We start from the raw sequence: 26,249 nt of genomic DNA, 5'->3' as shown, positions 1-26,249 counted from the left end.
CAAGCATTGGGACACGATCTTGCGCGACAACCGCAAGGGCCTCATCGAAACACTCGGACGTGAGCCGGAAGGCTGGGAACTATACCTGGCCCACCAGCAGGGCCTTGGTGGGGCGCGGAAGTTGCTGCGCGATCCCAACGCCAACGCGGCCGACCTCGTGGGCCTCGAAGCCGTGCGCCTCAACCTGCCACGGGGCAGCGGCGTGGACCCCCGGACAGCCACCGCAGCGGACCTCTCCGGCGTCTGGCGGGCCAAATACAACAAGACGAGCTTCACCCCCTCTGGCAACACGGCCAGCAGCACAGGCGCTACGGATGGGGAGGGCAAGCCCGACCTGACAAACGCCTATGCGTCAGCGGTCATGGGCGATCTGTCGGCGGGTGATCGGGAGGCAGCGGATGCAGCGGCCAAGATCGTGGGCGACGACACCGCCACCAAGTCCAGCGGCCGGGAGCAGGAACGCCGCGCTGCCGTCAGCAGCGCAGCCAGCCCCTACATGGCGGCCCTGCGCAACAGCTACTCTCCCGAGGTGGCCGTCGTGCAGAGCAATCCTCTGTTCAGCTAGTTCGCTTCACTGACCTCGATCTGAACCGTCAGCATGGCCGCAGACATAGCCTCGAGGGGCCATCACGATGTCGATCACCTCGCCGCCGAAGTTCCGTGCAGCGACCGGGGCAGCCTTGACGATGCGCTTGGCACCACGGATCAATTCGTCCATCAGTTCCTGCTCGTCGAGCAGCATCTAAAATCTTTTTTGTGGTGCGTTTGGCATTCGGGTTCCCCGATGAATAGGAATGACAGAAATTGCCCCACCGCATGGAACTAAGCGCCCATCCGCATGTCACCTACACCCCCTATTTTCTTGTCAATTCTTTGTCACTGACACCTATTGTCGTTTGGCCAAGCATGAAACTAAGAAAACCAAAGGATGTCATAATCTTGGCATAGGTGTCACCCATCGGGTCTTTATGGGATGTCAAATATTCCGGGGGGAGGTCGTCCAGGCGACGGGGGGCTGCCCCCCTTTTCCGATTATACGCGACAGGTTTGGGACAACAGCGCCGTCAGCGATTCGCCCCAGTGCCAATCACCGGGCCCCAGACCCAAGATATCCGCGCCTCTCAAAGCTCTTCGATGATGCTCAATTCGCGCTGGGCGGCACCCTTGGCGTAACTCAGCGCCTCCTGGTAGGCGTCGGAGTAATAGCAATCGTGCGCCGCCTGCATCGAGGGGAATCGTGCGACGACGTTGCGGGAGCGGTCCGGGCCTTCCAGCGTTTCATAAGCCCCGCCGCGTGCAAGAAAGACGCCGCCATGGTCCGCGATGGCCCCCGTCGCAAGTGCCGCGTATTTCGCATAGGCGTCCGCGTCCGTCACATGAACATGCGCGACCCAAAGTGCCGTCTTCATTGCATCGCCTCCACGATCCGTTTCGCCGCGGCTATCGCGGCATCGGCATTGTCGACGGACGCGCCGCCGCCCTGCGCCATGTCGGGCCGGCCACCGCCACCCTTGCCGCCGAGTTCGGCCACCGCTGCCCGCAGCAGGTCGACCGCCGACAATTTGCCAGTCAGATCAGCCGTCACGCCCGCCGCAACGGCTGCCTTGCCACCCGATTCCGTGATCAGCACGACCGCGCCACTGCCCATCTTCGCCTTCATTTCGTCGATCAGGGCGGGTAGATCGCGGCCGGTCACGCCCTGCATGAGCTGTCCTTGAAAGGCGATGCCATTGACTTGCTCGGCAAGCGATTCAGCCTTTCCGCCACCCATCGCCAAATCGCGACGCAGTTGCGCCACCTCGTTGGCCAGCGCGCGGCGTTCGTCCATCAGACTGCGCACCCGGTCCGCAACTTCGGCCACCGGTGCCTTCAACGTCGCGGCGACCTGCGCCAGCGTCACGTCCTGCGCGCGCAGGTAGTCCAGCGCCGCCTGCCCGGTTAGCGCCTCGATCCGGCGCACACCGGCGCTGGACGCACTATCGCCCAGCAGCACGAAAGCACCGATCTGGCCCAGCTGCCGCACATGCGTGCCGCCACAAAGTTCCAGCGAATAAGTCTGCTTATCGACGCCCTTGCCGGACCCGGGCTTGCGTCCCATCGACACGACGCGCACCTCGTCGCCGTATTTTTCGCCGAAAAGCGCCTGCGCGCCCAGGCCGCGGGCATCGTCAGGCGTCATGATCCGCGTCTCGACGGTGGTGTTCTGGCGGATCATCGCGTTGACCGCCTGTTCCACAGCCTGCATATCCGAAGTGCTCACGGCCGCGTTGTGGCTGAAATCGAAGCGCAGCCGGTCTGCGGCGTTCAGCGATCCGCGCTGCGCGATGTGGTCGCCCAGCGTCTCGCGCAGCGCCTCGTTCAGCAGGTGCGTGGCCGAGTGGTTGGCCTGCACCGCATCGCGGCGGTCCATGTCCACGGTCAGTTGCGCGCCCTGGCCGCGGCTGATCTCGCCCATCGTGACTTCGCCGATGTGGATGAAGACGCCGGCGACCTTTTTTGTGTCGGTGATCCGCGCCATCCCGGTGTCGGTGCGGATCGTGCCCGTATCACCGACCTGGCCACCCGATTCCGCATAGAACGGCGTCTGATTCAACACGATCTGCACGGCACCCTTGGCGGTATCAGTGGGTGCGCCATCGACAACCAGCGCCTGAATCTGCCCTTCGGCGGTCAGCGTGTCGTAACCGAGGAAGTCGGTCAGGCCCTTCGTCTCGGCCAGATCATACCAGACAGAAGCATCTGCGGCCTCTCCCGTGCCGGACCAGGCGGCGCGTGCCTTGGCCTTCTGCGCGGCCATCGCCGAATCGAAACCTTCGGTGTTCACCCCGCGCCCCTTTTCACGCAGCGCATCCTGCGTCAGGTCGAGCGGAAAGCCGTAGGTATCGTAAAGCTTGAACGCCGCCTCGCCGGGCAGGTTCTCGCCCTCGCCAAGGCGCGAGACTTCGTCGTCCAGCAGCCGCAGGCCACGGTCGAGGGTCTGGCGAAAGCGCACTTCCTCGTTCTTCAGCGTCTCTTCAATCAGGGTGCGCGCCTGCCCCAGTTCGGGATAGGCAGCCCCCATTTCCTGCACCAGCGCAGGCACCAGACGGTGCATCAGCGGGTCCTGCGCGCCCAGCTGGTGCGCATGACGCATCGCGCGCCGCATAATCCGGCGCAGCACATAGCCGCGCCCGTCGTTGGACGGCATCACGCCATCGGCAATCAGGAAGGACGTCGCGCGCAGGTGATCCGCGATGACGCGGTGATGCACCTTACCGGGACCATCGGGATCGCTGTTTGTCGCATGGGCCGACGCCTCGATCAGCGACCGCATGAGATCCGTGTCGTAGTTGTCGTGCTTGCCCTGCAATAGCGCGCCGATCCGCTCCAGCCCCATGCCGGTGTCGATCGACTGCATGTCGAGGGGGCGCATGGTGCCGTCTTCGAACTGCTCGTTCTGCATGAAGACGAGGTTCCATATCTCGATGAACCGATCGCCGTCCTCATCCGCCGAACCCGGAGGGCCGCCCCAGATCTTGTCGCCGTGATCGTAGAAGATCTCTGTGCAGGGACCGCAGGGCCCGGTCGGTCCCATCCGCCAGAAGTTGTCGTCGGTCGGGACGCGGATGATCCGGTCGTCGGTCAGCCCGGCGACTTTTTTCCAGATCGCCGCAGCCTCGTCGTCGGTGTGATAGACCGTGACCAGCAGCTTGTCCTTGTTCAGGCCGAAATCGCGGGTCAGCAATTCCCACGCAAAGGCGATGGCGTCGTCCTTGAAGTAATCGCCAAAGCTGAAATTCCCCAGCATCTCGAAAAAGGTATGGTGCCGCGCCGTATAGCCGACGTTGTCCAGATCGTTGTGCTTGCCGCCCGCGCGGACGCATTTCTGCGCCGTCGTGGCACGGTTGTAGTCCCGCGTCTCGACCCCGGTGAACAGGTTCTTGAACTGCACCATGCCGGAATTGGCGAACATCAGCGTGGGGTCGTTGCGCGGGACCAGCGGGCTGGAGGCGACAACCTCATGTCCGTTGCGCCCGTAGAAATTCAGAAAGGTCGAGCGGATGTCGGAAAGGGATGTCATGTCAGCGCCTGTCAGCTTGGGTTGCCGTTGAAATAACCGGGCGGTGCCGGAGCGTAAAGCCATAACGAAAAAGGGCGCGGCCTGCGCCGCACCCTTTTCCGGATATTATCCACGTCGTCCAACGTGTCAGGCGTTTCTGGTGACGCCCCTCACCGTCGCTTACATCTCGACCAGATCGTCGTCGGGGGTCGCGTCGCCGTCCGACATTGCGAAGTCCAGCCCATGCGCAGCACGGATCTTGTCCTCGATCTCCAGCGCGGTGGCGGGATTATCCTTCAGGAACTGCTTGGAATTCTCGCGCCCCTGGCCCATGCGTTCGTCGCCATAGCTGAACCAGGCCCCCGATTTTTCGACCACGCCGGCCTTCACGCCCAGGTCCAGCAACTCGCCGGTCTTGGAGATGCCTTCGCCATACATGATGTCGAATTCGACTTGCTTGAACGGCGGTGCCACCTTGTTCTTGACGACCTTCACGCGGGTCTGGTTGCCCACGACTTCATCCCGGTCCTTGATCGACCCGATGCGGCGGATGTCCAGACGCACCGATGCGTAGAACTTCAGCGCGTTGCCGCCCGTTGTCGTCTCGGGAGAGCCGAACATGACGCCGATCTTCATGCGGATCTGGTTGATGAAGATCACCATGCAGCCAGAGCGGTTGATCGAACCGGTCAGCTTGCGCATGGCCTGCGACATCAGGCGGGCGTGGACGCCGACAGAACTGTCGCCCATGTCGCCTTCGATTTCCGACTTCGGCGTCAGCGCCGCGACAGAATCGATGACCACAAGGTTGACGGCACCGGACCGCACCAGCGTATCCACGATCTCCAGCGCCTGTTCGCCGGTGTCGGGCTGAGAAATCAACAATTCATCCAGGTTCACGCCCAACTTTTTCGCATAGCTGGGATCGAAGGCATGTTCCGCGTCCACAAAGGCGCAGACGCCGCCCTTCTTCTGCTCTTCCGCGATGGAATGCAGGGTCAGGGTCGTCTTGCCGGACGATTCCGGGCCATAAATTTCGATGATGCGGCCCTTGGGCAGACCGCCGATGCCAAGCGCGATGTCCAACCCCAGCGATCCGGTGCTCGTCGCCTCGATGTCGCGCATCTGATTCTGTCCGCCAAGGGTCATGATCGACCCCTTGCCGAACTGGCGTTCAATCTGCGCAAGTGCGCTTTCCAGCGCCTTCTGCTTTTCCGCGGTTTTCTTGTCAGTCATAGTCAGAAGTTCTGCCGTTGCCATGTCAGTCGCGTCCTTATGTCATGCCCGGTGGGGGTGCCGCAATCGCCGCAATTCGTTCTTGCTCTGTTCTTGTTCTACATATGAGATCAAAGCAGGAACATTTCAACCTGTTTCTTAACCAACTTTATGGTGCGCCCGCAGTGGTTAAAAATTCGTGCATGGCCTATGGTGCGGCTGCATATTCGTGACCGGGGCCCTGATGCTTGTCTTCTGGAAGGAAAATCTGGTCATTCTGGCGGTCCCAAAGACCGGCACGACAGCCCTCGAAGGTGCGCTGGCCCCCAAGGCGGCGATGGTGCTACGCGACCCGCCGACGATCAAGCATGCGCCGATCTACCGCTACCGCAGATTCCTGAAACCGTTCTTCGTGCAGGCGGGCGGCCAGGACCCGGAGACCCTGGCCGTGGTGCGCGATCCGATCGACTGGCTGGGCAGCTGGTATCGCTACCGGGCGCGCACCGACCTCGACGGGCATCCCAACAGCACGAAAAACATCAGTTTCGATGATTTCGTGTTGGAGTACGTGAAGGGCAAGCCAGAGCCCTTTGCCAATGTCGGCAGTCAGGCAAAATTCGTCTGCGACGGTGACGGCCAGATCGCGGTAAACTACCTCTTTGCCTACGACCGCCAGGACCGCCTGATCGCCTTCCTGCAAGACCGGCTGGATGTGACGCTGACCCTGCCCCGCCTCAACGTCTCGCCCCTGCGCGAGACGCGGCTTTTACCGCAGGTCGAGGCGAAGCTGCGCGACAGGCGTGCCGCGGAATTCGCCGTGTGGGAGACCGCGCGTCAGTCCTGATCGGTGGCCAAAAGCGGCCCCTTGAACCCGGTTGCCACGACGAACTTTTCGGAACTGTCGGCCCGTGACGACGGCGGCTTGACGTTGGCGACCTTTTCGAACCGGGCTTTCAGCAGCTTTTGCAAATTGCCCTCTGCCCCGCCCGCCAGCACCTTGGCGACAAAGGTGCCGCCGGGGGTCAACACGTCGAAGGCGAATTCTGCGGCCGCCTCGCACAGGGCGATGATCTTGAGGTGATCGGTCTGCTTGTGCCCCGATGACGAGGCCGCCATGTCAGACATCACGACGTCGGCCGGACCGTCCAGCCATGACATCACCAACTTGTCTGCGTCGTCGGACAGGAAATCAAGCTGGTGGATCTCCGCCCCGGCGATCGGCTCGACCTCTTGAACATCCACGCCCAGCACGCGGCCCTGTGCCTTGGACGGACGGTCCCCCATTGCGTTGATACGCTTGACCGCAACCTGACACCAGCCGCCGGGGGCGCAGCCCAGATCGACCACCCGCGCACCGGGGACGAGGAACCGATACTTGTCGTCAAGCTCCAGTATCTTGAACGCCGCCCGCCCGCGATAGCCTTCGGCCTTGGCCTTCTTCACATAGGGGTCATTCAGCTGACGCTGCAACCAGCGGGTCGACGACAGGGACCGGCCGCGCGCCGTCTTGACCTTGACGGTCAGGTCCCGCTGGCCGCGGCCAGAGGTGTTCTTGGTCGGTTTCTTCACCATGTTCCGTTCTTCTCACATTACGTCACCGCAGGATCGGGTCGTTTCGCCGAAACGTCTCGCTCAATACGGCGCGTCTTCGAGGACCCCATCTGCCGACATCTGCGCATAAAGCAACCCCTCGCGCAGGCCGCGGTCTGCCACGGACAGCCGATCAGTGGGCCAAAGCCGCATCAGCGCCTGCAGGATCGCGGCCCCCGACATGATCAGCGCCTGCCGGTCCCGCCCGATCCGCGGGTCGCTGCGCCGCCCCAATGGGCCCATCGTCAGGTAGTTGCGGATGACCGTGTCGATCTGGTCGGAGGTCATGCGCAGCCCGTCAACCTTGGTGCGATCATAGCGCTTCAGCCCCAGATGCGACGCGGCGACCGTCGTCACGGTGCCGCTGGTGCCGATGATCTGGAACCCCTCGCGCGCCTGCTCGGCCGAATAGGGCGAGAAATTGGCAAGGTTCTCCTCGAAGAACCAGCTCATCAACGCGAACCGCGCGGCGTCGTCTTCCACGTCCGCGAACTGGTCGCGCAGGGTGGCGACGCCTAGTGGCACCGAGATCCAGTCCACGACCTTCGCTGCCGCGAACGGCCCCGGATCGGCGGTAAAACCTGCGTGCAGCCGCATGATCGCGCGGGGACGTTCGCGGGACGGCACATGGCTCAGGTCGATCCACACAAGCTCGGTCGAGCCGCCACCGATATCGACGACCAGCAATTGCTCGGTCTTGGTACTGACCAGCGGCGCGCAAGAGATGACGGCAAGCCGCGCCTCTTCCTCGGGCTTGATGATTTCGAGCTTCAGACCCGTCTCGCGGCGGACCTGCGCCACGAAATTCGCGCCGTTGCGCGCACGCCGACAGGCTTCGGTCGCGACAAGGCGCATGTGCGTCACCTTGTGACGCTCCAGCTTCTGCTTGCAGATGCGCATGGCAGCGATCGTCCGGTTCATGGACGCGCGGCTGAGCTTGCCCGTACTTTCCAGACCCTGTCCCAGTTGGACAGATTTGGAAAAGCTGTCGACCACATGAAACTGGCTGCCCTTTGGCTGGGCAATCAGCATGCGGCACGAATTTGTCCCCAGATCGAGGGCCGCATAGAGCGTGGCCGGATCGGGGGGCTGTGGCGCGGGGGAATCGACCGCAATCGGGAACGCGCCCGCACCAAGGGGACGCTTGGGCGCCATCGTCACGCCCTCCATTTCGAGTTGCCTTCACGCTATGCCGTCGCGCACCCGCTTGCAAGCGCGGCCTTGCGTCATGAGGTCCCTTCACGTTCATCATGCGGAATTCGGGGCCGGACGGCTCTGGCCTTCGCGACCGCGCCGCGCGATACCCGTCGCGCAAACACCGCAAGATGTCGAAAACCGACATCGACCGCCAAGGCGCGATGCTAGAAGCGGGTCAGCCGCAAAGGACGCAATCCATGCCCGACGTGACGATCATCTACTGGCGCGACATGCCGGCCCAGGTCATGGTGGGCCGCGGCCGCAAGGCGGCCAAGATTCAATTGCCCGAACGCTTCGAACAGGCCATCGACCGCGCCGCGATGAAATCCGGGGCCGCCGGCACAGAAGAATATCTGGCCGGCATGCGTCGTGGCGATCCCTATCCGCTGGATGGCGAGGATACCGCCGTTGCCAGCGCCGAGGCCGCGCGCCTTGACCGCGAATATAGCCCCGACCGCCTGCGGAGTCTGATCGAAAACGACGGCTGGTCGTGATCCAGACGCCGACCCCGCCGCACCGTTTGCCCCACCGCCTGAAGGAGACTCTCGTGTCGCTCATGCCCTTCCTGAAGAGAAAGCCCGCTTCTGCCGCAGCACCGGATGCACAGGTGGCCGCGTTCCTCAAGGACTACTCGATCGAGGTGATGCCGCGCACGGCAGAGAAGATCGTCGACTTCCAGTCGCTGCTGCCCGCCGGCACCCGCGTCTACATTGCGCATATCGATGGCACCCCGATCGACGACATGGTGGCGACGGCGAAACGGCTGGCGATGGATGGCTATCAGGTCATGCCGCACTTTCCGGCACGGATCATCAAGGACCGCGCGATCCTGACGGACTGGATCGCCCGCTACCGGGGCGAGGCCGGCGTCGATCAGGGGCTGTTGCTGGCCGGTGGCGTCACCCTGCCCCACGGCGACTTCGAGAATTCGATGCAGTTGCTGGAATCCGGGGCCTTCGCCGGGTTCAACCGCCTGCACGTCGCGGGCCACCCGGAAGGCAACCGCGACATCGACCCGGATGGATCGGACACCAACGTCAGCGATGCCCTGCGCTGGAAACAACGGTTCAGTGACACGACGGATGCGCAGATGGCGCTGGCGACCCAGTTCTGTTTCGAGGCGGAGCCGATCATCGCCTGGGCCGACGCCCTGAAGGCGGCGGGCATCACCCTGCCCATCCACATCGGCATCGCCGGACCCGCCAAATTGCAGACCATGATCAAGTTCGCGATGGCCTGCGGCGTCGGCCCTTCGCTGCGCGTCCTGCAACGCCGCGCGATGGACGTGACCAAGCTGCTGCTGCCCTATGAACCCGACGAGGTGATCGGTGCGCTGGCCGCCCACAAGGCCGCCAACCCCGGCTTTAACGTGACCAACGTCCATTTCTTCCCGCTAGGCGGGATCAAGACCAACGCTCAGTGGGCGATGGATCACGGCGGCGACTCTGCCCGCCCCGCCAACCCGCAAAAGGAACCTGCATGACCCGCACCATCGTCGAATCCAAGACCCGCACCGCCATCATCGGCTTTGACCAGCCGTTCTGCGTGATCGGTGAACGCATCAACCCCACGGGGCGCAAGATTCTGGCCGCCGAACTGGAACGGGGTGATTTCAGCCGGGTCGAGGCCGACGCCATCGCACAGGTCGCCGCAGGTGCGACGGTGCTGGATATCAACTCGGGTGCCGTCTTTACCAACAAGATGGCCGAAGACCCGCGCTATGCGGACAACAACTTTGTCGAGCCGATGCTGATGCCGGAACTGATCCGCCGCGTGCAGGCCGTCGTCGATGTGCCCTTGTGCATCGACAGCTCTGTCCCCGGCGCGCTGGAGGCCGGTCTGGCCGCCTGCGAAGGTCGCCCGCTGCTGAACTCCGTCACCGGAGAGGAAGAGCGGATGGAACTGGTTCTGCCGCTGGTCAAGAAATACAACGTGCCGGTCGTGGCGATTTCCAACGACGACACCGGGATTTCCGAGGACCCGGACGTGCGGTTCGCGGTCGCAAAGAAGATCGTCGAACGCGCCGCCGACTTCGGCATCCCGGCGCATGACATCGTGGTCGATCCGCTGGTCATGCCGATCGGTGCGATGGGGACCGCCGGCCTTCAGGTCTTTACCCTTGTGCGTCGCCTGCGCGACGAGCTGGGCGTGAACACGACCTGCGGCGCATCGAACATCAGCTTTGGCCTGCCGAACCGGCACGGCATCAACAACGCCTTCCTGCCGATGGCGATGGCGACTGGCATGACCTCTGCCATCATGAACCCGGTCGCGCTGCCGGTGACGGCCGCCAAGATCGAGGCGAAGAAGGCCGAACTGGCCGCGGCCGGCATCGTCATCCCCGACGATATCGACATGGAACTGTTCTGTCAGTTGACCGGCCTCGGGTCCACACTGCCGCGCGCCGGGTCCGAGATGGAGGCGATCCGCGCCGCCAACTTCCTGACCGACAACGATCCGTCCGGCGGCGAATGGATCAGGTTCAACCGCGCCGTGGTCGCCCCCGGCGAAGGCCGCGCCCGGACAGGACGCCGCAAGCGGAACTGAACGAACGGCATCGACTGCGGGTCACGGTCATTGTGACCCGCGACGGCCTATCCCTTCGCCTGAAGTGCCAGGGCCCGCAGGGCCTTGCCCATGATGGCGACATCGCCGCCAACGCCAAGAAACTCCACGCCCATGTCCCGATATTTCGCTATGCGGTCGGGATTGAAGGTCAGTATCCCTGCAAACTTTCCCGCCGCTTTGGTCCGCGCGATGATGTGGTCGATGGCGGCATCGACCAAAGGATGCTCTGGCTGGCCCACGAAGCCCAGGTCCGCCGACAGGTCCGCCGGGCCGATGAATACGCCGTCGACACCGGGAATAGCGGCAATCTCGTCGATATTGTCCAGCGCGGCGCGACTCTCTGCCTGCACGATCAGGCAGGCGTTCCGGTTCGCCTGATGCACATAGGACGTGACCGCGCCAAAGCCCGAGGCCCGCGCCATCGCAGCCCCCATGCCACGATGGCCGTCGGGCGGATAGCGCATCGCGCTGGCCATGCGCCGCGCGGTGTCCGCGTCATGCACCAGCGGCACCAGCACGGCGTGTGCGCCAAGGTCAAGCGCCTGCTTGACCATCCAGTCCTCGGCTGCCGGGATGCGGACCACGGCCGGCGTCGGCGTCGCCGCCAGCGCCTGCAACAAGGGGAACATGTCGGGCAGGCTTTGCGGGCTGTGTTCGCCGTCGATCAGGCACCAATCGAAACCGGCGCGCCCGGCCAGTTCCGCCATCAGGGACGACGCGCTAGACAACCAGATGCCGGTCAGCACCTCGCCGGCCTGAAGCCGCGTCTTGAGCGAATTTTCGGCAAGGTCCATGCTAATATGCCCTGTCCAGCGCCACGCAGGCCTGCCACGGGCCAAGGTGCAGCCAGCCGTCCACGTTGATCGTGGCACTTCCCAATTCCTGGCCGATGGATCGCCAGTCGCCGTTCGGCATCTGAAAGCTGCTGGGGCTGTCGGACACGTTGAAGACGCAGAACAGCTTCTCGCCTTCCGTTTCACGCGTGAAATAGATGACGTCGCCGTCGGATTTCAGTCCGTCGTGGCTGCCGACACGCAGGGCGGCGTGGTTGTGCCGGAAATGGATCGCCTTGCGGTAATGATGCAGCAGGGCGCTGGGGTCGGTTTCCTGCGCCGTCACCGCAAGCTCGCGGTGCGCCTCACCTATCGGCAGCCAGGTTCGGGCGGCACTGGAGAAGCCCGCGTTCTGCGCCTCTGCATCCCAGACCATGGGCGTGCGGCAACCGTCGCGGCCTTTGAACTCCGGCCAGAATTCGATGCCATAAGGGTCCTGCAGATCCTCGAACCGCAGTTGCGCTTCGGGCAGGCCGAGCTCTTCGCCTTGATAGATGCAGACCGATCCGCGCAGCGCCATGATCAGCGTGATGAACATGCGTTGCGCGCCGGTGGACAGGTTCCAGCGGGTGGCATGGCGCATCACGTCGTGGTTGGAAAACGCCCAGCAGGCCCAGCCGTCGCTGGCCACGCGGTCGACGTCCTGCATGACCTTTACGATGCGGGCGGCGGTGGGTTGCGTGTCGGACAGGAACTCGAAAGCATAGCACATCTGCATCAGGTCGTCGCCACGGGTGTATTCGCCCATGATCTCCAGCCCGCGCTGCGCGTCACCGACTTCGCCCACGGCGGCGGCGCCGTAGGGCTGCATCACGGCGCGCAATTTCCGCAGGAATTCAAGGTTTTCCGGACGGTTCTTATCGTAGATGTGTTCCTGATGGTTGTAGGGATTCACTGCCGGCGCGATAGTCGCGTTGCGCAGATCTTTCGGCAGGCCGGGATTGTCACGCAAGTCCTTGTCGCATGTGTAGAAATTGATGGTATCGAGGCGGAAGCCGTCGACACCCCGGTGCAGCCAGAAGGTCGCCACGTCGAGCAGGGCTTCGTGGACTTCCATGTTGTGAAAATTCAGGTCCGGCTGACTGGTCAGAAAATTGTGCTGATAATACTGCTCGCGCCGGGGCGACCATTGCCAGCCACTGCCGCCGAAGATCGACAACCAGTTGTTCGGCGGCGTGCCATCTGGCTTGGGATCGGCCCAGACAAACCAGTCAGCCTTGGGGTTCTCGCGGCTTTGCACGCTTTCCCGGAACCAGGGATGCTGGTCGCTGGTGTGGCTCAGCACCAGGTCGATCATCACGCGGATGCCGAACCGGTGCGCCGTATCCACCACGGCATCGAAATCCGCCAGCGTGCCGAACATCGGGTCCACGTCGCAGTAGTCGCTGACGTCGTAGCCGAAATCCTTCATCGGAGAGGTGAAGAACGGCGAAATCCAGATCGCGTCCACCCCCAACGAGGCAATGTAGGGAATCCGGCTGACGATGCCCAGAAGATCGCCGATCCCGTCGCCGTTGCTGTCCTGATAGCTGCGCGGATAGATCTGGTAGATGATCGCCCCGCGCCACCAGTCGGGATTGGCCACGTTGTCGATCTTGGAAGGGATCATCTGATTTTTCCTTGGCACTAAGGCTTCGTCATTTGCTAGCAACGGGTACTGCCGAACACAACGGCCCTCGCCCGACGGACTTGTCATTCGGGCATGGGTGGGCGACTGATTGGGTCTGACCATCCGGAGGGGGCCGCCGTGAAACTGAACCGCACCGATTTCCCGCAGGGATTCCTGTTTGGCGCGGCAACCGCCGCCTACCAGATCGAAGGATCGTCCTTCGGCGGGTGCGGGCCCACGCATTGGGACACCTTCGCCAAAGGCCCCGGCAATGTCGTGCGGGCCGAGGACGGGGCCGTCGCCTGCGACCACTACCACAGGTGGGAAACCGACCTCGACCTTCTGCGCGATGCCGGCATGGATGCCTACCGCTTTTCCACGAGCTGGGCGCGGGTCATTCCCGAAGGGCGAGGACAGGTGAACCAGCAGGGCCTCGATTTTTACGAGCGCATTGTCGACGGCTGTCTGGCACGCGGACTGAAACCGTTCCAGACGCTGTATCACTGGGAGATGCCATCGGCGCTGGCAGACCTTGGCGGTTGGACAAACCCGGATGTCGCCGACTGGATGGCCGATTTTGCCGAGGTCATCACGGACCGCATCGGCGACCGGGTGCATTCCATCGCGACCCTGAACGAAAGCTGGTGCGTGGCCTACCTGTCGCATTTCCTTGGCCATCATGCCCCCGGCCTGCGCGACATCCGCGCCGCCGCCCGCGCCATGCACCATGTCAACAAGGCCCACGGTCGTACCATGACCCGCTTGCGCGACATGGGGATGCAGAATTGCGGCATCGTCCTGAATTTCGAGGCGACGGAAGCGGCCAGCGACAGCGCCACTGATGCCAAGGCGGCCGCGACGCAGGACGCCACCCACAACCGCTGGTTCATCGAGGCGATCACCAAGGGCAGCTACCCGGAGGAAGGGCTTGCCGGCTTCGGGCCTCACCTGCCCCGAGGCTGGCAGGACGACATGACAGAGATCAGTCAGCCAATCGATTTTCTGGGTGTGAACTACTACACGCGCGGTCTGGTCGTCGCCGATCCCGATGCCCCTTGGCCTTCGACAAGACCAGTCACGGGTCCGCGCGACAAGACGCAGATGGGCTGGGAAATCTACCCGGAGGGTCTGCACCGCACCTTGACCCGCCTTGCGCGCGACTATGTCGGCGACCTGCCCGTCTTCGTCACCGAAAACGGCATGGCCTGGCCCGATACGGTCGACAGCGACGACAACGCCCGCATCGCCTTCATCGACCAACACCTGCAGGCGATGCATGACGCCATTTCGGACGGGGTGAACTTGCAGGGCTTCTTCTACTGGTCGCTCCTCGACAATTATGAATGGGCCTTCGGTTACGAGAAGCGTTTCGGTCTGGTCCATGTCGATTTCGACACGCTGGACCGGACACCGAAAGCCTCTTATCACGCCCTCAAATCTGCCATTGCCCCGCGAAAGAACGACACATGACCCTGCCCGCCGCGAATTCCTACAATCTTGTGGCCGACATCGGCGGCACCAATACCCGGATCGCCTTGGCAGAAGGGCGCACCGTGCTGGCCGATACGGTGCGGCGTTATCAGAATGCGGATTTTCCGGGGCTGGAAAGCGTGATCCGGCAATATGATCAGGACTCCGGTGGCATCGATCCCTACGCGGCCTGCGTCGCCGTCGCGGGACCAGTGCGCGACGGACGCGCCTCGATGACGAACCTCGATTGGGTGATCGACAAGGACACCCTGGCGCGGGCGTCGAAATCGGAAACCGTCGCGATCCTGAACGACCTGCAGGCTCAGGGTCACGCTCTGGGGTTCATTGCCCCTGAAAACATCCTGCCGATCCTGACGGGGGCAGAGGGCAACGAACACGCCGCCAAGATGGTGATCGGTGTCGGAACCGGTTTCAACGCCGCCCCCGTGTTCGAGACGGAAGCCGGACGGCTCGTCACGCCGTCGGAAAGCGGCCACGCGAACCTGCCGATCCGGACAGAGCAGGAACTGCGCCTGTGTCAGTATGTCTCGAACGCCCACGGCTTTCCGGCAGTCGAGGACGTGTTATCGGGCCGTGGTCTGGAACGGGTCTATGCATTTCTCGGGCAGGAGGCCGGTGATCATCGCGAGGAGCGCGCCCACATGATCATGGCCTCCCTCGCCGACGGTCGCGATCCGCGCGCCGTCGAAGCTGCCCGAATCTTCTCGCGCATCCTGGGTACCGTTGCAGGGAATCTGTCGCTGATCCAGTTGCCGTTCGGCGGAGTCTACCTGGTCGGGGGGGTCGCCCGCGCCTTTGCTCCCTATCTGACACAGTTCGGCTTTGGCGAGGCGTTCCGCGACAAGGGACGGTTCGCAGGCTTCATGGGCAACTTCGCCGTCTCGGTCGTCGAAGACGACTATGCGGCTCTGACAGGGTCTGCGGCACATCTCGTCGCACTTGCAGCGGCGGATTAGTCGTCGGCGCATCGGCACCAGCGTTTGCTGCCTTGCCGGTGACGGACCGCCTTGTCGTCAATTCAGCTGGTCATGCACCGTCGAGGTCAGTTCGCTGAGCGAGAAAGGCTTGGGCAGGAAGACCGAATTCGGCACCCGCTCGTTTTCATCCGCAAAGGCGTCTTCGGAATAGCCAGAGACGAAGACGACCTTGGTCTGCGGCCGAACGGTCAACGCCTCGCGCACCCATGTCGGCCCGTCCTTGCCGGGCATGATGACGTCCGTGACGAAGATATCGACCTTCAGGTCCGGATCGGACAGAAGCTCGAGAGCACCTTCGGCGCAGTCCGCCTCGAGTACCGTATAACCGCGCAGGCGCAGCGCCCGTGACGCGAAGGCCCGCACCGGTGCCTCGTCCTCGACCAACAGGACGACGCCGTCGCCTTCGGCCTGGGGCGGTGGCACGATCAGGGGGCGGTCGGTGACCGGCAGCGAATGGCTGGGGAAGAACAGCTCGAATTCCGTGCCGACACCGATTTCAGACTGCGCAAAGATGTAGCCGCCGGTCTGCTTCACGATGCCATAGACCGTCGACAGGCCAAGCCCTGTTCCCTCGCCCTGTCGGTTGGTCGTCCAGAAGGGTTCGAAGATCTTGTGCAGGCGGTCGGCCGGGATGCCGCAGCCTTCATCGACGACCCGCACCACGACATATTCCCCTGCAGGGACGATCACGTGGTCACGGGCCAGAGGAGCATGCAGGATCCGGTTTTCGGTCTTGATCCCGATCTTGCCTCCCTGGGGCATGGCATCGCGGGCATTGACGACGAGGTTCATCATCACCTGTTCAAGCTGCCGCTTGTCGGCCTTGATCGCCGCAAGATCGGGGTCATGGTCCAGCACGAGGCTGACCTTTTCACCGACCAGCCGGTTCAACAGATGCGTGAGGTCCGACAAGGTCTCGCGCAGGTCGATCCGCTCTGGCTGCAAATTCTGCTTGCGCGAAAACGCCAGCAATTGTCCGACTAGACTGGCGGCCCGATTGGCGTTCTGGTGGATCTGGATCAGGTCGCCATAGTCGTGGTCGCCTTGATCGTGACGCAGCAACAGCAAATCGCAGTGACCCGAGATGGCGGTCAGCAGATTGTTGAAATCATGCGCGACACCCCCCGCAAGTTGGCCGATCGCCTGCATCTTCTGGCTTTGGACAAATTGCGCCTCCAGCGTCTTGAGCTCTGTCACATCGTTGAGGACCGCGATCAGGTGCCGCCCCTCCGGTCCGTCGGCGGTGTTCAAAGTCACCTGCACGAAGGTTTCCTGATTGTCGCCGCGCCCCCGCAGGAACTGGCTGCCGTGACCGCCCTGCCCGTTCAAGGATTCGCGGACCCAGTCGGTGATCGGTCGGCCCAGCCCGTCCAGCACGTCCTGCACCCGCTTTTCCTGGGTGGTCGTCAGGCCCAGCAGCGATCTCGCCTCGCGGTTCGATGCGGTGATCACGCCGTCCTCGGCAATCTTCAGCAACGGGACCGGCAGATCCTCGATCGCGTTCCAGCCCGCGACCAGAGACGGCGGGCCGCCACGCCCGGTGTCCGGGCGCGGCGGCGGTAAGAGGTAGACTTCTCTGCGGCCGGCCGCCCCATCGACGACGCCGAGCATCATCGTGCTGAGGCCACTGACGGTTCTGAAGTCGCGGTGCTGGCCGCTGGCCACCGGTTCGGGCCCGAAGATGTCGGTCAGCGACTTCGGACGACTGCCGAGGATCTTGCGAAAGGCTTCGTTCAGGTAAAGGATCGCGTCGGTCGGACCGGCGGTCAGCATCGGCAACGTCAATTGATCCGCCGCACGGCCCAGGTTCCTCGACCCCTTGCCAAGATCGTCAAGCCGCCAGAGTTGCGTGTCGTCGCCAAGCTGCACCAGCGACATGCGGAACTGACCCGAGCGGGTGATGATGTCTTCGCGCGCGGCCCCGGTGGCCAAGGCGCGGTTTTGCAGGCGAAACAGCACCGCCTCCGGGTTGGCGAGGATGCGGCTGAAGGCAGAGGCCAGATGTCCGTCGGCGATATCCCCGAACCGTTCGAGCGCAACCGGGTTGGCGTACCGGATGTCGCCATCGCCGTCGGTCAGATAGGCGACATCGGCATCGTGAGAGAGTAAAGCGATGATCGCTTCCTGCGGGGTCGTCGCCAGCGGCCCGCGGCCCCTGACACCATGCAGAAGACCGTGTCCGCGCAACTGGGCGACACAGGCGGCCAGCAGGAGCGCCGCCGCCGTCGCCGCGGCGATGCCGGGCAGCATCGGTCCGTCCGCCATCAGGGCTGTCAGACCACAAGCAGCGGTCCCGGCCATGAACAACCAGAACGCGAGTGGCTGCGGCGTCGTCATGTTCGCATCAGCGTCGCGCACGGAATGATTCACCCTGTCCTGAAGATCTGCCAGATGCCACAGGCTAGACCGCAGCCGTCAACAATTGGTTAATGTGCTTGCAGTACCCTGAGGTTGTATCAGGTTCGACGCAGGACGGCCATGTAGAATCCGTCGTGCAACGCCGTGGGCCACAGGCGCAGCTCTTGCTGCCGGGTCCAGTCGGGATGGGCGGACAGGAACGCTCCAACGATGCCGTCGTTCTCGGATGCCAGAACAGAGCAGGTCGCGTAGGCCACGGCTCCTCCCTTTGCGCAAAGCGAGGCCCCCCGTGCCAGCACACTTGCCTGCGTCTCGTTAAGATCGCGCAAACGGTCCGCCGTCAGTTGCCATTTGGCGTCCGGCGTGCGGCGCCAGGTCCCGCTGCCCGAACAGGGCGCGTCGCAAAGAACCAGATCGAAGGGCGGCACCGCACCGACCTCTGCGGTCGCAATCGCGTCGATTTCGACGCCGGCCCGTTTGGCGCGGCCGGGAATGTCGATCATCCTGCGGGGGTCGACGTCGTGTGCCCAGACCCGTGAGGCAAGACGATCGGCCATCCCCAGGGCCTTGCCACCGCCCCCGGCACAGTAATCCAGCACCCGCATCCCCGGCGTCAGGGGCAGCTGTGCCAAGGCGATCTGCGAGGCGGCGTCCTGCACTTCGACCCAGCCTGCGGCCAGGGTGGCCGACCCGGCGACCTTGCGGGGCTGATCCAGGACGGTCAGCCCTGTGACCACCTCCGGGTGCGGGACGGTGGCGATCCCGTCCTTCAGCAGCTTTGCCTGTGCAGCGTCGCGGCTGATGCGGGAAAGGTTGACGCGCAGGTGAAGACCCGCACGGCGTTGCTGGACCAAGGCGACGGGCATGGCGCCGTCGCCCAGCGAATCCTGCCAGATCGGCCAGAGCCAGTCCGGCAGGTCTGCCGTTTCGGCATCGGTCGCGGCATGGCCCTCCACGCGGCGCTCTGCTTCTGTCATTGCGGGCGGCGCGTGACCGCCTGCCCCGAAGACGGTGTCGGGTGCGATCCCGTCCCGTCGCAGCAGGCCAAGGACAAGCGCCCTGCCGCCGTCACCACCCCCGGCGATGGCCAGCGACCGGCGCGCACGCAGGACGTCATAGACATGATCCCGAATTGCAGCCCTGTCGCCCGACCCGGCAAAGAGGTTGGTGCGCGCCCAGGTCGTCAGCGCACGTTCGGCCGGCGCACCCGCGACAATCTGGTCAAGAACGACGATGGCGGCGGCATACCGCGCGGCGGGCGTCATGGGCAGACCCTTGGGCGGGCGGCGATGCCGAGCGCATTGTCACGACGCGGCGCTGACCTGTGAGGGGTGGCAGGGGTTCCGGACATCAGGGATGCGGACCTCTTATCGATGATGCATCTGCTCATCATGGATGTTTTTCACGTAATCGCATCAAGTCTCATCCGTCGCGTCGGCGTCCTGGCGACCGGTCTATGCCGGTGGAAGGCCGAAGGGAAGGTCACCCTCCGCGCCTCGGATGCGCGGCAGGCAAACTGAGAGCTCGTGGCTCCGGTCCGGGCATACGCGGCACGGCTATCGAGAACGCCCGACCCGTCAGGTCACGAGACCATGGCAGCCACGACACGAAATGCGCCGTTGTCGCGGCACATTGATTGCGATGTTCACGGCATCTGCCGCATGATAAGCGGGGCCGTCCGAGTCCGCGATCAGAGAGCACCTTCCGGTCCATGAGCTTCGTTGTATTTTTCAACGGGATGATCCTAATCTTCTTTGCGGTGCTGATGGGGCTGAACGCCCTTCTGTTTCCGGCGACCGCGCATGCCTTCTTTTTCGCGATGGCCGTCGTGGGCGTGCCGGGGGTGCTGCTTTGTCTGGTCTCCTCATCCTCCGACTACCATCTTCGGCGGGCCCAAACGTTTCTACTGACCTCGACCGTGTGGTTCATGGCCGCCGTCGCGGGTGCCGTGCCGCTGATGGTGTGGTCACTGACACCGACCGATGCCCTGTTCGAAGCGATGTCGGGCATCACCACGACCGGCGCGACCGTCATGGCGGGGCTGGATGCCATACCGCACGGTATCATCATGTGGCGGGCGATGCTGCAGGCCGTTGGCGGTGTCGGGTTCATTGTCACAGGCATCGCGATCCTGCCGCTGCTGAAGGTGGGCGGCATGCAGCTTTTCCGGACCGAAAGCTCCGACAAGGGCGAGAAGGAATTGCCGAGCGCGGCGCTCTTTGCCTCCGCGACCCTGCAGATCTATGCTGGCCTCATCGTCATCTGCGCCTTTGTCTATCTGGCGGGCGGCATGACCGGTTTCGATGCGATCACCCATGCGATGACCACACTTTCGACGGGCGGCTTTTCCGGCCATGATGCCTCGTTCGGCTTCTTTCAAAGCCCGTTTCTGCAATGGGCCGGCACGCTGTTCATGCTGCTGGGTGCCCTGCCGTTCGCCTGGTACATCCGGGTGCTTCGCGGTGGTTCCTTCCGCAGCGAGCAGGTCGCAGCGATGGTCAAGACCCTGACGCTCGTCATCGTCCTGCTGACGATCTGGCTGGTCGCACGCACCGGCATGCCACCGCTGACCGCGCTGCGGCTGGTCGCATTCAACGTCATTTCCGTTGTAACCACGACGGGCTACGCTACGACGGACTACACGGCTTGGGGGCCGTTCGCCGTCACCGTGTTCTTCGTGCTGACCGCCGTCGGGGGCTGCACCGGATCGACGGCGGGTGGTGCCAAGGCGATGCGTTGGCTGCTGCTTGGCCGGTCGATCAAGGCGCAGATCCAAGCGCTTTTCTCGCCCCATCGCGTCGTGACTGTGCGATACGAAGGCCACCGCGTCGAAGCTGACGTGATCGGCGGCCTCATCACGTTCTTCATGGTCTATCTCACGACATTCGCCATCCTGTCGATCATGCTGACGCTGCTTGGCCTGGACGTGGAGACGGCGGCCAGCGGTGCCTTGACGGCGCTTGCCAATGTCGGCCCAGGCGTCGGGTCGATAATCGGCCCCGCCGGCAACTTCTCGTCGCTCAGTGATCCAGTGAAACTGACCCTCGTTCTGGGTATGTTTCTGGGACGCCTTGAACTGCTGACCGTCCTCGTGCTGGTAACCCCGCTGTTCTGGCGAGAGGTGACGGCCTAGGCACGGATCGTGGCAGCATGGCTCTGCAAGACCCTAGTCCGCATCCGGCCCTGTCGAGTCGCCGACGGGTCAGCGATCAACCGGCGCGGTAATTCGGGCTTTCCCGCGTGATCTGCACGTCGTGCACGTGACTTTCGCGCAGGCCGGCGCCGGTGATCTTCACGAAGGTGCAATTGCGGCGCATCTCCGGCACTGTGGCGCAGCCGGTATAACCCATCGCGGCGCGCAGGCCGCCGACCAGCTGATGCACGACGGCACTGGCACTGCCCTTGTAGGGAACCTGCCCTTCAATCCCTTCGGGCACCAGCTTGTCACTGGCGGCGTCCTTCTGGAAATACCTGTCGGCAGAACCGCGAGCCATCGCACCGAGCGACCCCATGCCACGATAGGATTTGAACGACCGGCCCTGATAGAGGATGACCTCGCCCGGGGACTCGTCGGTGCCGGCGATCATGCTGCCGACCATTGCACAGGACGCGCCGGCCGCGATCGCCTTGGCGAAATCGCCCGAGAACTTGATGCCGCCGTCAGCGATGACCGGCACATCGCCGCCCGCCGCGGCACAGTCCATGATCGCGGTCAGTTGCGGCACGCCGACACCCGCGACCATGCGGGTCGTGCAGATCGACCCCGGACCGATCCCGACCTTGACCGCATCCGCACCGGACCCGATCAGCGCCTTCGTCGCTTCGGCCGTCGCGACATTGCCGGCACAGACCTGCACTTCGTTGGACAGCATCTTGATGCGCTCGACGGCGCGGGCGACACCTTCGGAATGGCCGTGGGCGGTATCGACGACCAGCAGGTCGACGCCCGCATCGATCAGCGCCCGAGACCGTTCGAACCCCGCATCCCCGACACCGGTGGCGGCACCGACGCGCAGCCGGCCCAGATGGTCCTTGCAGGCCATCGGGTTCAGCACGGCCTGTTCGCTGTCCTTCAGTGTCAGAAGTCCGGTCAGCTTGCCGGTGCCGTCGGTGATCAGCAGTTTTTCGATCCGGCGCGCCTGCATCAGGCTGCGCGCCTCGTCCAGATCTGCGGGTTCACGCAGCATAGCGAGGTTGTCCGACGTCATCATCACGCTGACGGGAGTCTTTTCGTCCGTGGCAAAGCGCATGTCGCGGTTGGTGACGATCCCGACCACAAGACCCCGATCGTTGACGACCGGAAAACCGGTCACGCGGTAACGTTCCATCAACAACCGCGCATCTGCCAACGTCTGGTTCGGGGTCAGCGTGACCGGATTGTAGACGGTGCCGGAAATGAACCGCTTCACCTGCCGGATCTCGAGGGCCTGTGCTTCGACGTCGAGGTTCTTGTGCACGATCCCCATGCCTCCAGCCTGCGCCATCGCGATGGCCATTCGGCCTTCGGTGACCGTGTCCATCGCACTGGACAACAGCGGAATGTTCATCGCAATGGATTGCGTCACGTGGGTGCGGGTGTCTGCCGTGCTAGGCAGGACGGCGCTTGCTGCGGGAACGAGCAGGACGTCGTCGAAGGTCAATGCCTCGCGAATCTCCATCACGGTCTTCTCCTGATGTGGTCACTTGGCACTGCGCTATTGCATGGAATGCGGGGGGGCAAAAGGGCGAAACGCCGGGACATGGTGCGCGAAACCTGACGCATCTGTGCGCGCGTGCCGCGCGTGCCGCGCTTGCACACCGCCTGCGAACACCGCAGAACGCTGACATGAAGCCCGACAAGCCTGTCCCTCCCGTCACACCGCCACCGCTCCGCAGATCGTTGCCGCGCCTGATCCTGCGCCTGACGATCATCGGCCTGCTGGTCTGGGCGGGGCTAGCGTTGTTCGATTGGCTGCAGGGCCATATCGCCGACCTCGAGGACGCCGCCCGCGCCCGCGCGATGACGACCCTCGTGGTGGTGTCCATTCTGGCCTATGCCGCGATCATCGCCATTCCCTTCGTGCCGGCGATCGAGATCGCGATCGCGCTGATGGTGATGGAAGGACCGATCATCGCGCCCTTCGTCTGGCTTGCGACGGTGCTGGGGTTGCTGGCGGCCTATGTCGTCGGTCGCCGGGTCAGCCTGGACTGGCTGCACGGACTGTTCCGCGATCTGCACATGATCCGCGCCTGCGCGATGATCTACCGCATCAAGACGGAGCCGCCGGAAAACCGACTGGCCAGCCTGTCGGACCGACTGCCGCGCTGGCTGGCCCCCCTGGCGACAAGGTATCGCTACGGGCTGCTGGCCGTGGTGCTGAACGTGCCGGGGAACATGGCGCTGGGCGGCGGCGGAGGCATCCTGATGGCGGCCGGGATCAGCCGTCTTTTCACGCCCGGCTGGACCCTGCTAACGGTGATGCTGGCGACGGCACCCGTGCCGTTGGCGGTGTGGTTCATGGGGGCCGACATCCTGAAGTGACGCCCCTGCGTCATCCCATGCCGCAACCGCCCTTTCCCCCGGTGCCGAAATCGCTAGGTTGCGCCTGAATTGACCGAAAGCCGCAACACATGACCGACCCCCTCGTCATCTTCACCCCCTCTGGCAAGCGCGGGCACTTTCCGGTCGGCACCCCGATCCTGACAGCGGCGCGGCAGTTGGGTGTCGACCTCGATTCCGTCTGCGGCGGGCGCGGCATCTGTTCAAAATGTCAGGTCAGCCCGTCTTTCGGTGAATTTCCCAAGCACGGCGTCACGGTCGGCGAAGGTGCCTTGAGCCCATGGAACAGCGTGGAACAGCGCTACGATGACATTCGTGGCCTGCCGAAAGGTCGCCGCCTCGGCTGTCAAGCCACCGTGCAGGGCGATATCGTCGTCGACGTGCCGCCCGAAAGTCAGGTCCACCGGCAGGTCGTGCGCAAAGCGGCCTCGGCCCGTGACATCATCATGGACCCCGCGACAAAGCTGTATTTCGTTCCCGTGCAGGAACCGGACATGCACGAACCCTCGGGCGATCTGGAACGGCTGGCCGCCGCGCTGAAAGCCGAGTGGCAGATCGATGACCTGCACGCGCCCCTGCCCGTGCTGCGCAAGTTGCAGAAGGCGCTGCGCAAGGGCAATTGGGAGGTGACGGTCGCGCTTCATCGCGGGTCGCTGGACGACCGGCACCAGTTGCTCGACATCTGGCCGGGCTTTCACGAAGGGCGCATCTACGGCCTGGCCATCGACCTTGGATCGACGACCATTGCCGCGCACCTGTGCGACCTGCGCAACGGCACCGTGCTGGCCAGCGCCGGTGTGATGAACCCGCAGATCCGCTTTGGCGAAGACCTGATGAGCCGCGTCAGCTACGCCATGATGAACCCCGGCGGAGAGGTCGAGATGACCGCCGCGGTGCGCGCGGCGCTGAACGCGCTGACCGTCGACATCGCAGCCGAGGCCGGCATCGACGCGGCACAGATCCTGGAAGCGGTCTTTGTCTGCAACCCGGTCATGCACCACCTGCTGCTGGGGATCGACCCGGTGGAACTGGGACAGGCCCCATTTGCATTGGCCACGTCGGACGCGATGGCGTTGGCTGCCCGCGACCTGGAACTGACGGCGATGAACGACGCGGCGCAGGTCTTCATCCTGCCCTGCATCGCGGGCCATGTCGGGGCCGATGCCGCCGCCGTGGCCTTGTCAGAGGAACCCGGCAAGTCCGAAGACCTCGTGCTGATCGTGGACGTCGGCACCAATGCGGAAATCCTGCTGGGCGACAAGACCCGCGTGCTGGCCTGTTCTTCGCCCACCGGCCCGGCGTTCGAGGGCGCGCAGATCAGTTCCGGCCAGCGCGCCGCCCCCGGCGCCATCGAGCGGGTGGAGATCGACGCCCAGACCAAGGAGCCGCGATTCAAGATCATCGGCAGCGACCTGTGGTCCACCGATCCCGATTTCGGCACACCGCAGATCACCGGCATCTGCGGGTCCGGCATCATCGAGGCGGTGGCCGAGATGCGCATGGCCGGGATCGTCGACGACAAGGGCCTGATCGGGTCGGCAGACCAGACCGGCACGTCCCGCTGCGTCGAGACCGGGCGCACCCATGCCTATGTCCTGCACGACGGCACGGCTGTTGGCGGGCCGCTGATTTCGGTCACGCAGGGCGACATCCGCGCGATTCAGCTGGCGAAATCGGCACTTTATGCCGGTGCGCGGCTGCTGATGGACGAAATGGGCGTCGATCATGTGGACCGCATCACCCTCGCCGGAGCCTTCGGCGCGCATATCAGCCCGAAACACGCGATGGTGCTGGGCATGATCCCCGACGCGCCGCTGGACAAGGTGACATCCGCCGGCAACGCCGCCGGGACCGGCGCGCGCATCGCGCTGTGTTCCGTCGCCGCACGCCGCGCGATCGCGTTGACCGTGCGGCAGATCACCAAGGTCGAGACCGCCATCGCGCCGAAGTTCCAGGAGCACTTCGTCAACGCCAACGCGATTCCGCATGCCACCGATCCGTTTCCGCATCTGTCATCCATCGTGACCTTGCCGCAGGTCAGTTTCAACCTTGGCGGTGGCGGGTCGGTCGGTGAGGACGGCAAACGGCGCAGGCGGGTCCGGTCATGAATTGACCCTGCCCGCCCGCGACCGGACTGCCGGATCTTGATTTGCACCGCAGAACCCTGAAATCTGACGGATCGAGCGGCTTTTGTCCCCGCAGATCCCTGACGGCATAATGATGCAAATGCTGCGCAGTTCCGACGTCAGAGTTGCCGAACGCACGACAAGTCAATACGTTGTGCTTCGCCTGCATTTTTCACAAAGGTATGCCAAAACGGTCTTTTAGCGGCCGCTTAACGGCATCGGCCGCTTCTGATCCCACCCCGGATCAGGAGACTTCCGATGACGACCTTCCGCGCCACCCTGCGATGCCTCGGTTTGACAGTGACCTTGGCCGTGATGGACCTGACGACGCCTGGCACCGCCCAGCCGTCGCTTGTCGTCGGCAATGACCGCGGCGGGCTGGTCAGCAAGCGTGCGCAAGAGGTGAACATGCTGAGACGCAACGGCCAGCGGGTCGAAATTCGCGGCCGTATCTGCTATTCATCCTGCACGCTGTATCTGGGTGCGAGCGATGTCTGCATCAGCCCGCAAACGACATTCGGGTTTCACGGCCCCAGCCGGAACGGGACGCCGCTTCCGGCCGACCAGTTCGAAAGCTGGTCGCGGCTGATGGCGTCCTATTACAATCCGCCCCTGCAACACTGGTTCATGCAGCAAGGACGCTATGCCATCCACGACCTTTACGAGATGTCGGGCAGCCAGTTGATCCGGATGGGCTACCGGACCTG

The 26,249-nt window shown here is 63.9% G+C and carries 22 protein-coding genes; 11 read left to right on the top strand and 11 right to left on the bottom strand.

What is annotated here, in order from left to right:
- Positions 1-565, top strand: a 565-nt coding sequence (locus ACOI1H_RS15145) for a hypothetical protein (protein WP_422438669.1), incomplete at its 5' end; no start/stop codon positions are given.
- Between the two features lie 6 nt (positions 566-571).
- Here ACOI1H_RS15145 and ACOI1H_RS15140 read toward each other — a convergent pair.
- The 4 genes from ACOI1H_RS15140 to recA form a co-directional block, all read right to left on the bottom strand.
- On the bottom strand, positions 572-742 hold the full coding sequence (locus tag ACOI1H_RS15140) for a hypothetical protein (protein ID WP_422438668.1): 171 nt from the start codon (positions 740-742) through the stop codon (positions 572-574).
- A 379-nt stretch (positions 743-1,121) separates the two neighbouring features.
- Complete coding sequence (locus tag ACOI1H_RS15135) at positions 1,122-1,409, bottom strand: DUF1330 domain-containing protein (protein ID WP_422438667.1); 288 nt, start codon at positions 1,407-1,409, stop codon at positions 1,122-1,124.
- Positions 1,406-4,060 carry an alanine--tRNA ligase gene (gene alaS / locus ACOI1H_RS15130; protein ID WP_422438666.1) on the bottom strand — a complete coding sequence of 885 codons (2,655 nt, stop codon included), beginning with the start codon at positions 4,058-4,060 and terminating at the stop codon, positions 1,406-1,408. Before alaS ends, ACOI1H_RS15135 begins: the two co-directional genes overlap by 4 nt.
- A 159-nt stretch (positions 4,061-4,219) precedes the next feature.
- Positions 4,220-5,299: a recombinase RecA gene (gene recA / locus ACOI1H_RS15125; RefSeq protein ID WP_422438665.1), complete on the bottom strand. Its 1,080-nt coding sequence runs from the start codon at positions 5,297-5,299 to the stop codon at positions 4,220-4,222.
- Positions 5,300-5,498: 199 nt separating this feature from the next.
- Here recA and ACOI1H_RS15120 point away from each other — a divergent pair, with 199 nt between their 5' ends.
- Positions 5,499-6,098, top strand: a complete 600-nt coding sequence (locus ACOI1H_RS15120) for a gamma-glutamyl kinase (RefSeq protein WP_422438674.1) — start codon at positions 5,499-5,501, stop codon at positions 6,096-6,098.
- Here the strand turns inward: ACOI1H_RS15120 and ACOI1H_RS15115 are convergent.
- Positions 6,089-6,826: an RlmE family RNA methyltransferase gene (locus ACOI1H_RS15115; RefSeq protein ID WP_422438664.1), complete on the bottom strand. Its 738-nt coding sequence runs from the start codon at positions 6,824-6,826 to the stop codon at positions 6,089-6,091. The genes ACOI1H_RS15120 and ACOI1H_RS15115 overlap by 10 nt on opposite strands.
- Before the next feature lie 60 nt (positions 6,827-6,886).
- Positions 6,887-7,999, bottom strand: coding sequence for a Ppx/GppA phosphatase family protein (locus ACOI1H_RS15110; RefSeq protein ID WP_422438663.1), 1,113 nt, complete (start codon positions 7,997-7,999; stop codon positions 6,887-6,889).
- Between the two features lie 239 nt (positions 8,000-8,238).
- Here ACOI1H_RS15110 and ACOI1H_RS15105 point away from each other — a divergent pair, with 239 nt between their 5' ends.
- From ACOI1H_RS15105 to ACOI1H_RS15095, 3 genes are all read left to right on the top strand, one after another.
- Entirely contained in the window at positions 8,239-8,535 is a 297-nt protein-coding gene (locus ACOI1H_RS15105) for a virulence factor (RefSeq protein ID WP_422438673.1), read from the top strand.
- 62 nt (positions 8,536-8,597) lie between these two features.
- Positions 8,598-9,524 (top strand): methylenetetrahydrofolate reductase, encoded by a 927-nt coding sequence (locus ACOI1H_RS15100; protein WP_422438672.1) that lies wholly within the window; start codon positions 8,598-8,600, stop codon positions 9,522-9,524.
- The gene (locus ACOI1H_RS15095) at positions 9,521-10,588 is read left to right on the top strand and encodes a methyltetrahydrofolate cobalamin methyltransferase (RefSeq protein WP_422438662.1); all 1,068 of its coding nucleotides are present in this window, start codon (positions 9,521-9,523) and stop codon (positions 10,586-10,588) included. Before ACOI1H_RS15100 ends, ACOI1H_RS15095 begins: the two co-directional genes overlap by 4 nt.
- Before the next feature lie 47 nt (positions 10,589-10,635).
- On the opposite strand, the gene ACOI1H_RS15090 is transcribed toward ACOI1H_RS15095, so the two are convergent.
- Entirely contained in the window at positions 10,636-11,403 is a 768-nt protein-coding gene (locus ACOI1H_RS15090; protein ID WP_422438661.1) for an HpcH/HpaI aldolase family protein, read from the bottom strand.
- Position 11,404: 1 nt separating this feature from the next.
- Positions 11,405-13,051: an alpha-amylase family glycosyl hydrolase gene (locus tag ACOI1H_RS15085; protein ID WP_422438660.1), complete on the bottom strand. Its 1,647-nt coding sequence runs from the start codon at positions 13,049-13,051 to the stop codon at positions 11,405-11,407.
- A 138-nt stretch (positions 13,052-13,189) separates the two neighbouring features.
- Between ACOI1H_RS15085 and ACOI1H_RS15080 the strand changes: the two genes are divergently transcribed.
- Both ACOI1H_RS15080 and ACOI1H_RS15075 read left to right on the top strand, forming a co-directional pair.
- Complete coding sequence (locus ACOI1H_RS15080) at positions 13,190-14,521, top strand: GH1 family beta-glucosidase (protein WP_422438659.1); 1,332 nt, start codon at positions 13,190-13,192, stop codon at positions 14,519-14,521.
- On the top strand, positions 14,518-15,498 hold the full coding sequence (locus ACOI1H_RS15075; protein WP_422438658.1) for a glucokinase: 981 nt from the start codon (positions 14,518-14,520) through the stop codon (positions 15,496-15,498). Before ACOI1H_RS15080 ends, ACOI1H_RS15075 begins: the two co-directional genes overlap by 4 nt.
- A gap of 57 nt (positions 15,499-15,555) precedes the next feature.
- Here ACOI1H_RS15075 and ACOI1H_RS15070 read toward each other — a convergent pair whose 3' ends face one another.
- Both ACOI1H_RS15070 and ACOI1H_RS15065 read right to left on the bottom strand, forming a co-directional pair.
- Positions 15,556-17,820: an ATP-binding protein gene (locus ACOI1H_RS15070; protein ID WP_422438671.1), complete on the bottom strand. Its 2,265-nt coding sequence runs from the start codon at positions 17,818-17,820 to the stop codon at positions 15,556-15,558.
- Positions 17,821-17,975: 155 nt separating this feature from the next.
- Positions 17,976-19,142 (bottom strand): RsmB/NOP family class I SAM-dependent RNA methyltransferase, encoded by a 1,167-nt coding sequence (locus ACOI1H_RS15065; RefSeq protein ID WP_422438657.1) that lies wholly within the window; start codon positions 19,140-19,142, stop codon positions 17,976-17,978.
- A gap of 446 nt (positions 19,143-19,588) precedes the next feature.
- Between ACOI1H_RS15065 and ACOI1H_RS15060 the strand changes: the two genes are divergently transcribed.
- Positions 19,589-21,010 (top strand): TrkH family potassium uptake protein, encoded by a 1,422-nt coding sequence (locus ACOI1H_RS15060; protein ID WP_422438656.1) that lies wholly within the window; start codon positions 19,589-19,591, stop codon positions 21,008-21,010.
- 76 nt (positions 21,011-21,086) lie between these two features.
- On the opposite strand, the gene guaB is transcribed toward ACOI1H_RS15060, so the two are convergent.
- Positions 21,087-22,535, bottom strand: a complete 1,449-nt coding sequence (gene guaB / locus ACOI1H_RS15055; protein ID WP_422438670.1) for an IMP dehydrogenase — start codon at positions 22,533-22,535, stop codon at positions 21,087-21,089.
- A 167-nt stretch (positions 22,536-22,702) separates the two neighbouring features.
- On the opposite strand from guaB, the gene ACOI1H_RS15050 reads away from it, so the two are divergent.
- From ACOI1H_RS15050 to ACOI1H_RS15040, 3 genes are all read left to right on the top strand, one after another.
- Positions 22,703-23,398 (top strand): hypothetical protein, encoded by a 696-nt coding sequence (locus ACOI1H_RS15050; RefSeq protein ID WP_422438655.1) that lies wholly within the window; start codon positions 22,703-22,705, stop codon positions 23,396-23,398.
- Between the two features lie 89 nt (positions 23,399-23,487).
- On the top strand, positions 23,488-25,524 hold the full coding sequence (locus ACOI1H_RS15045; RefSeq protein WP_422438654.1) for an ASKHA domain-containing protein: 2,037 nt from the start codon (positions 23,488-23,490) through the stop codon (positions 25,522-25,524).
- A 276-nt stretch (positions 25,525-25,800) separates the two neighbouring features.
- A partial coding sequence (locus ACOI1H_RS15040; protein ID WP_422438653.1) for a hypothetical protein occupies positions 25,801-26,249 on the top strand: 449 nt, incomplete at its 3' end.

Source organism: Loktanella sp. DJP18 (genome assembly GCF_049310965.1).
Classification (GTDB): domain Bacteria; phylum Pseudomonadota; class Alphaproteobacteria; order Rhodobacterales; family Rhodobacteraceae; genus Loktanella.
This window is presented reverse-complemented; position numbering and strand designations above follow the sequence as displayed.

Excerpts from the sequence above, each read along its gene's own strand:
- guaB (WP_422438670.1), bottom strand. The coding sequence starts at position 22,535 with ATGGAGATTCGCGAGGCATTGACCTTCGACGACGTCCTGCTCGTTCCC.
- ACOI1H_RS15135 (WP_422438667.1), bottom strand. The coding sequence starts at position 1,409 with ATGAAGACGGCACTTTGGGTCGCGCATGTTCATGTGACGGACGCGGAC.
- ACOI1H_RS15085 (WP_422438660.1), bottom strand. The coding sequence starts at position 13,051 with ATGATCCCTTCCAAGATCGACAACGTGGCCAATCCCGACTGGTGGCGC.
- ACOI1H_RS15110 (WP_422438663.1), bottom strand. The coding sequence starts at position 7,999 with ATGGCGCCCAAGCGTCCCCTTGGTGCGGGCGCGTTCCCGATTGCGGTC.
- ACOI1H_RS15090 (WP_422438661.1), bottom strand. The coding sequence starts at position 11,403 with ATGGACCTTGCCGAAAATTCGCTCAAGACGCGGCTTCAGGCCGGCGAG.
- alaS (WP_422438666.1), bottom strand. The coding sequence starts at position 4,060 with ATGACATCCCTTTCCGACATCCGCTCGACCTTTCTGAATTTCTACGGG.
- ACOI1H_RS15065 (WP_422438657.1), bottom strand. The coding sequence starts at position 19,142 with ATGACGCCCGCCGCGCGGTATGCCGCCGCCATCGTCGTTCTTGACCAG.
- recA (WP_422438665.1), bottom strand. The coding sequence starts at position 5,299 with ATGGCAACGGCAGAACTTCTGACTATGACTGACAAGAAAACCGCGGAA.
- ACOI1H_RS15115 (WP_422438664.1), bottom strand. The coding sequence starts at position 6,826 with ATGGTGAAGAAACCGACCAAGAACACCTCTGGCCGCGGCCAGCGGGAC.
- ACOI1H_RS15075 (WP_422438658.1), top strand. The coding sequence starts at position 14,518 with ATGACCCTGCCCGCCGCGAATTCCTACAATCTTGTGGCCGACATCGGC.
- ACOI1H_RS15120 (WP_422438674.1), top strand. The coding sequence starts at position 5,499 with ATGCTTGTCTTCTGGAAGGAAAATCTGGTCATTCTGGCGGTCCCAAAG.
- ACOI1H_RS15140 (WP_422438668.1), bottom strand. The coding sequence starts at position 742 with ATGCTGCTCGACGAGCAGGAACTGATGGACGAATTGATCCGTGGTGCC.
- ACOI1H_RS15070 (WP_422438671.1), bottom strand. The coding sequence starts at position 17,820 with ATGGCCGGGACCGCTGCTTGTGGTCTGACAGCCCTGATGGCGGACGGA.
- ACOI1H_RS15045 (WP_422438654.1), top strand. The coding sequence starts at position 23,488 with ATGACCGACCCCCTCGTCATCTTCACCCCCTCTGGCAAGCGCGGGCAC.
- ACOI1H_RS15050 (WP_422438655.1), top strand. The coding sequence starts at position 22,703 with ATGAAGCCCGACAAGCCTGTCCCTCCCGTCACACCGCCACCGCTCCGC.
- ACOI1H_RS15105 (WP_422438673.1), top strand. The coding sequence starts at position 8,239 with ATGCCCGACGTGACGATCATCTACTGGCGCGACATGCCGGCCCAGGTC.
- ACOI1H_RS15060 (WP_422438656.1), top strand. The coding sequence starts at position 19,589 with ATGAGCTTCGTTGTATTTTTCAACGGGATGATCCTAATCTTCTTTGCG.
- ACOI1H_RS15095 (WP_422438662.1), top strand. The coding sequence starts at position 9,521 with ATGACCCGCACCATCGTCGAATCCAAGACCCGCACCGCCATCATCGGC.
- ACOI1H_RS15100 (WP_422438672.1), top strand. The coding sequence starts at position 8,598 with ATGCCCTTCCTGAAGAGAAAGCCCGCTTCTGCCGCAGCACCGGATGCA.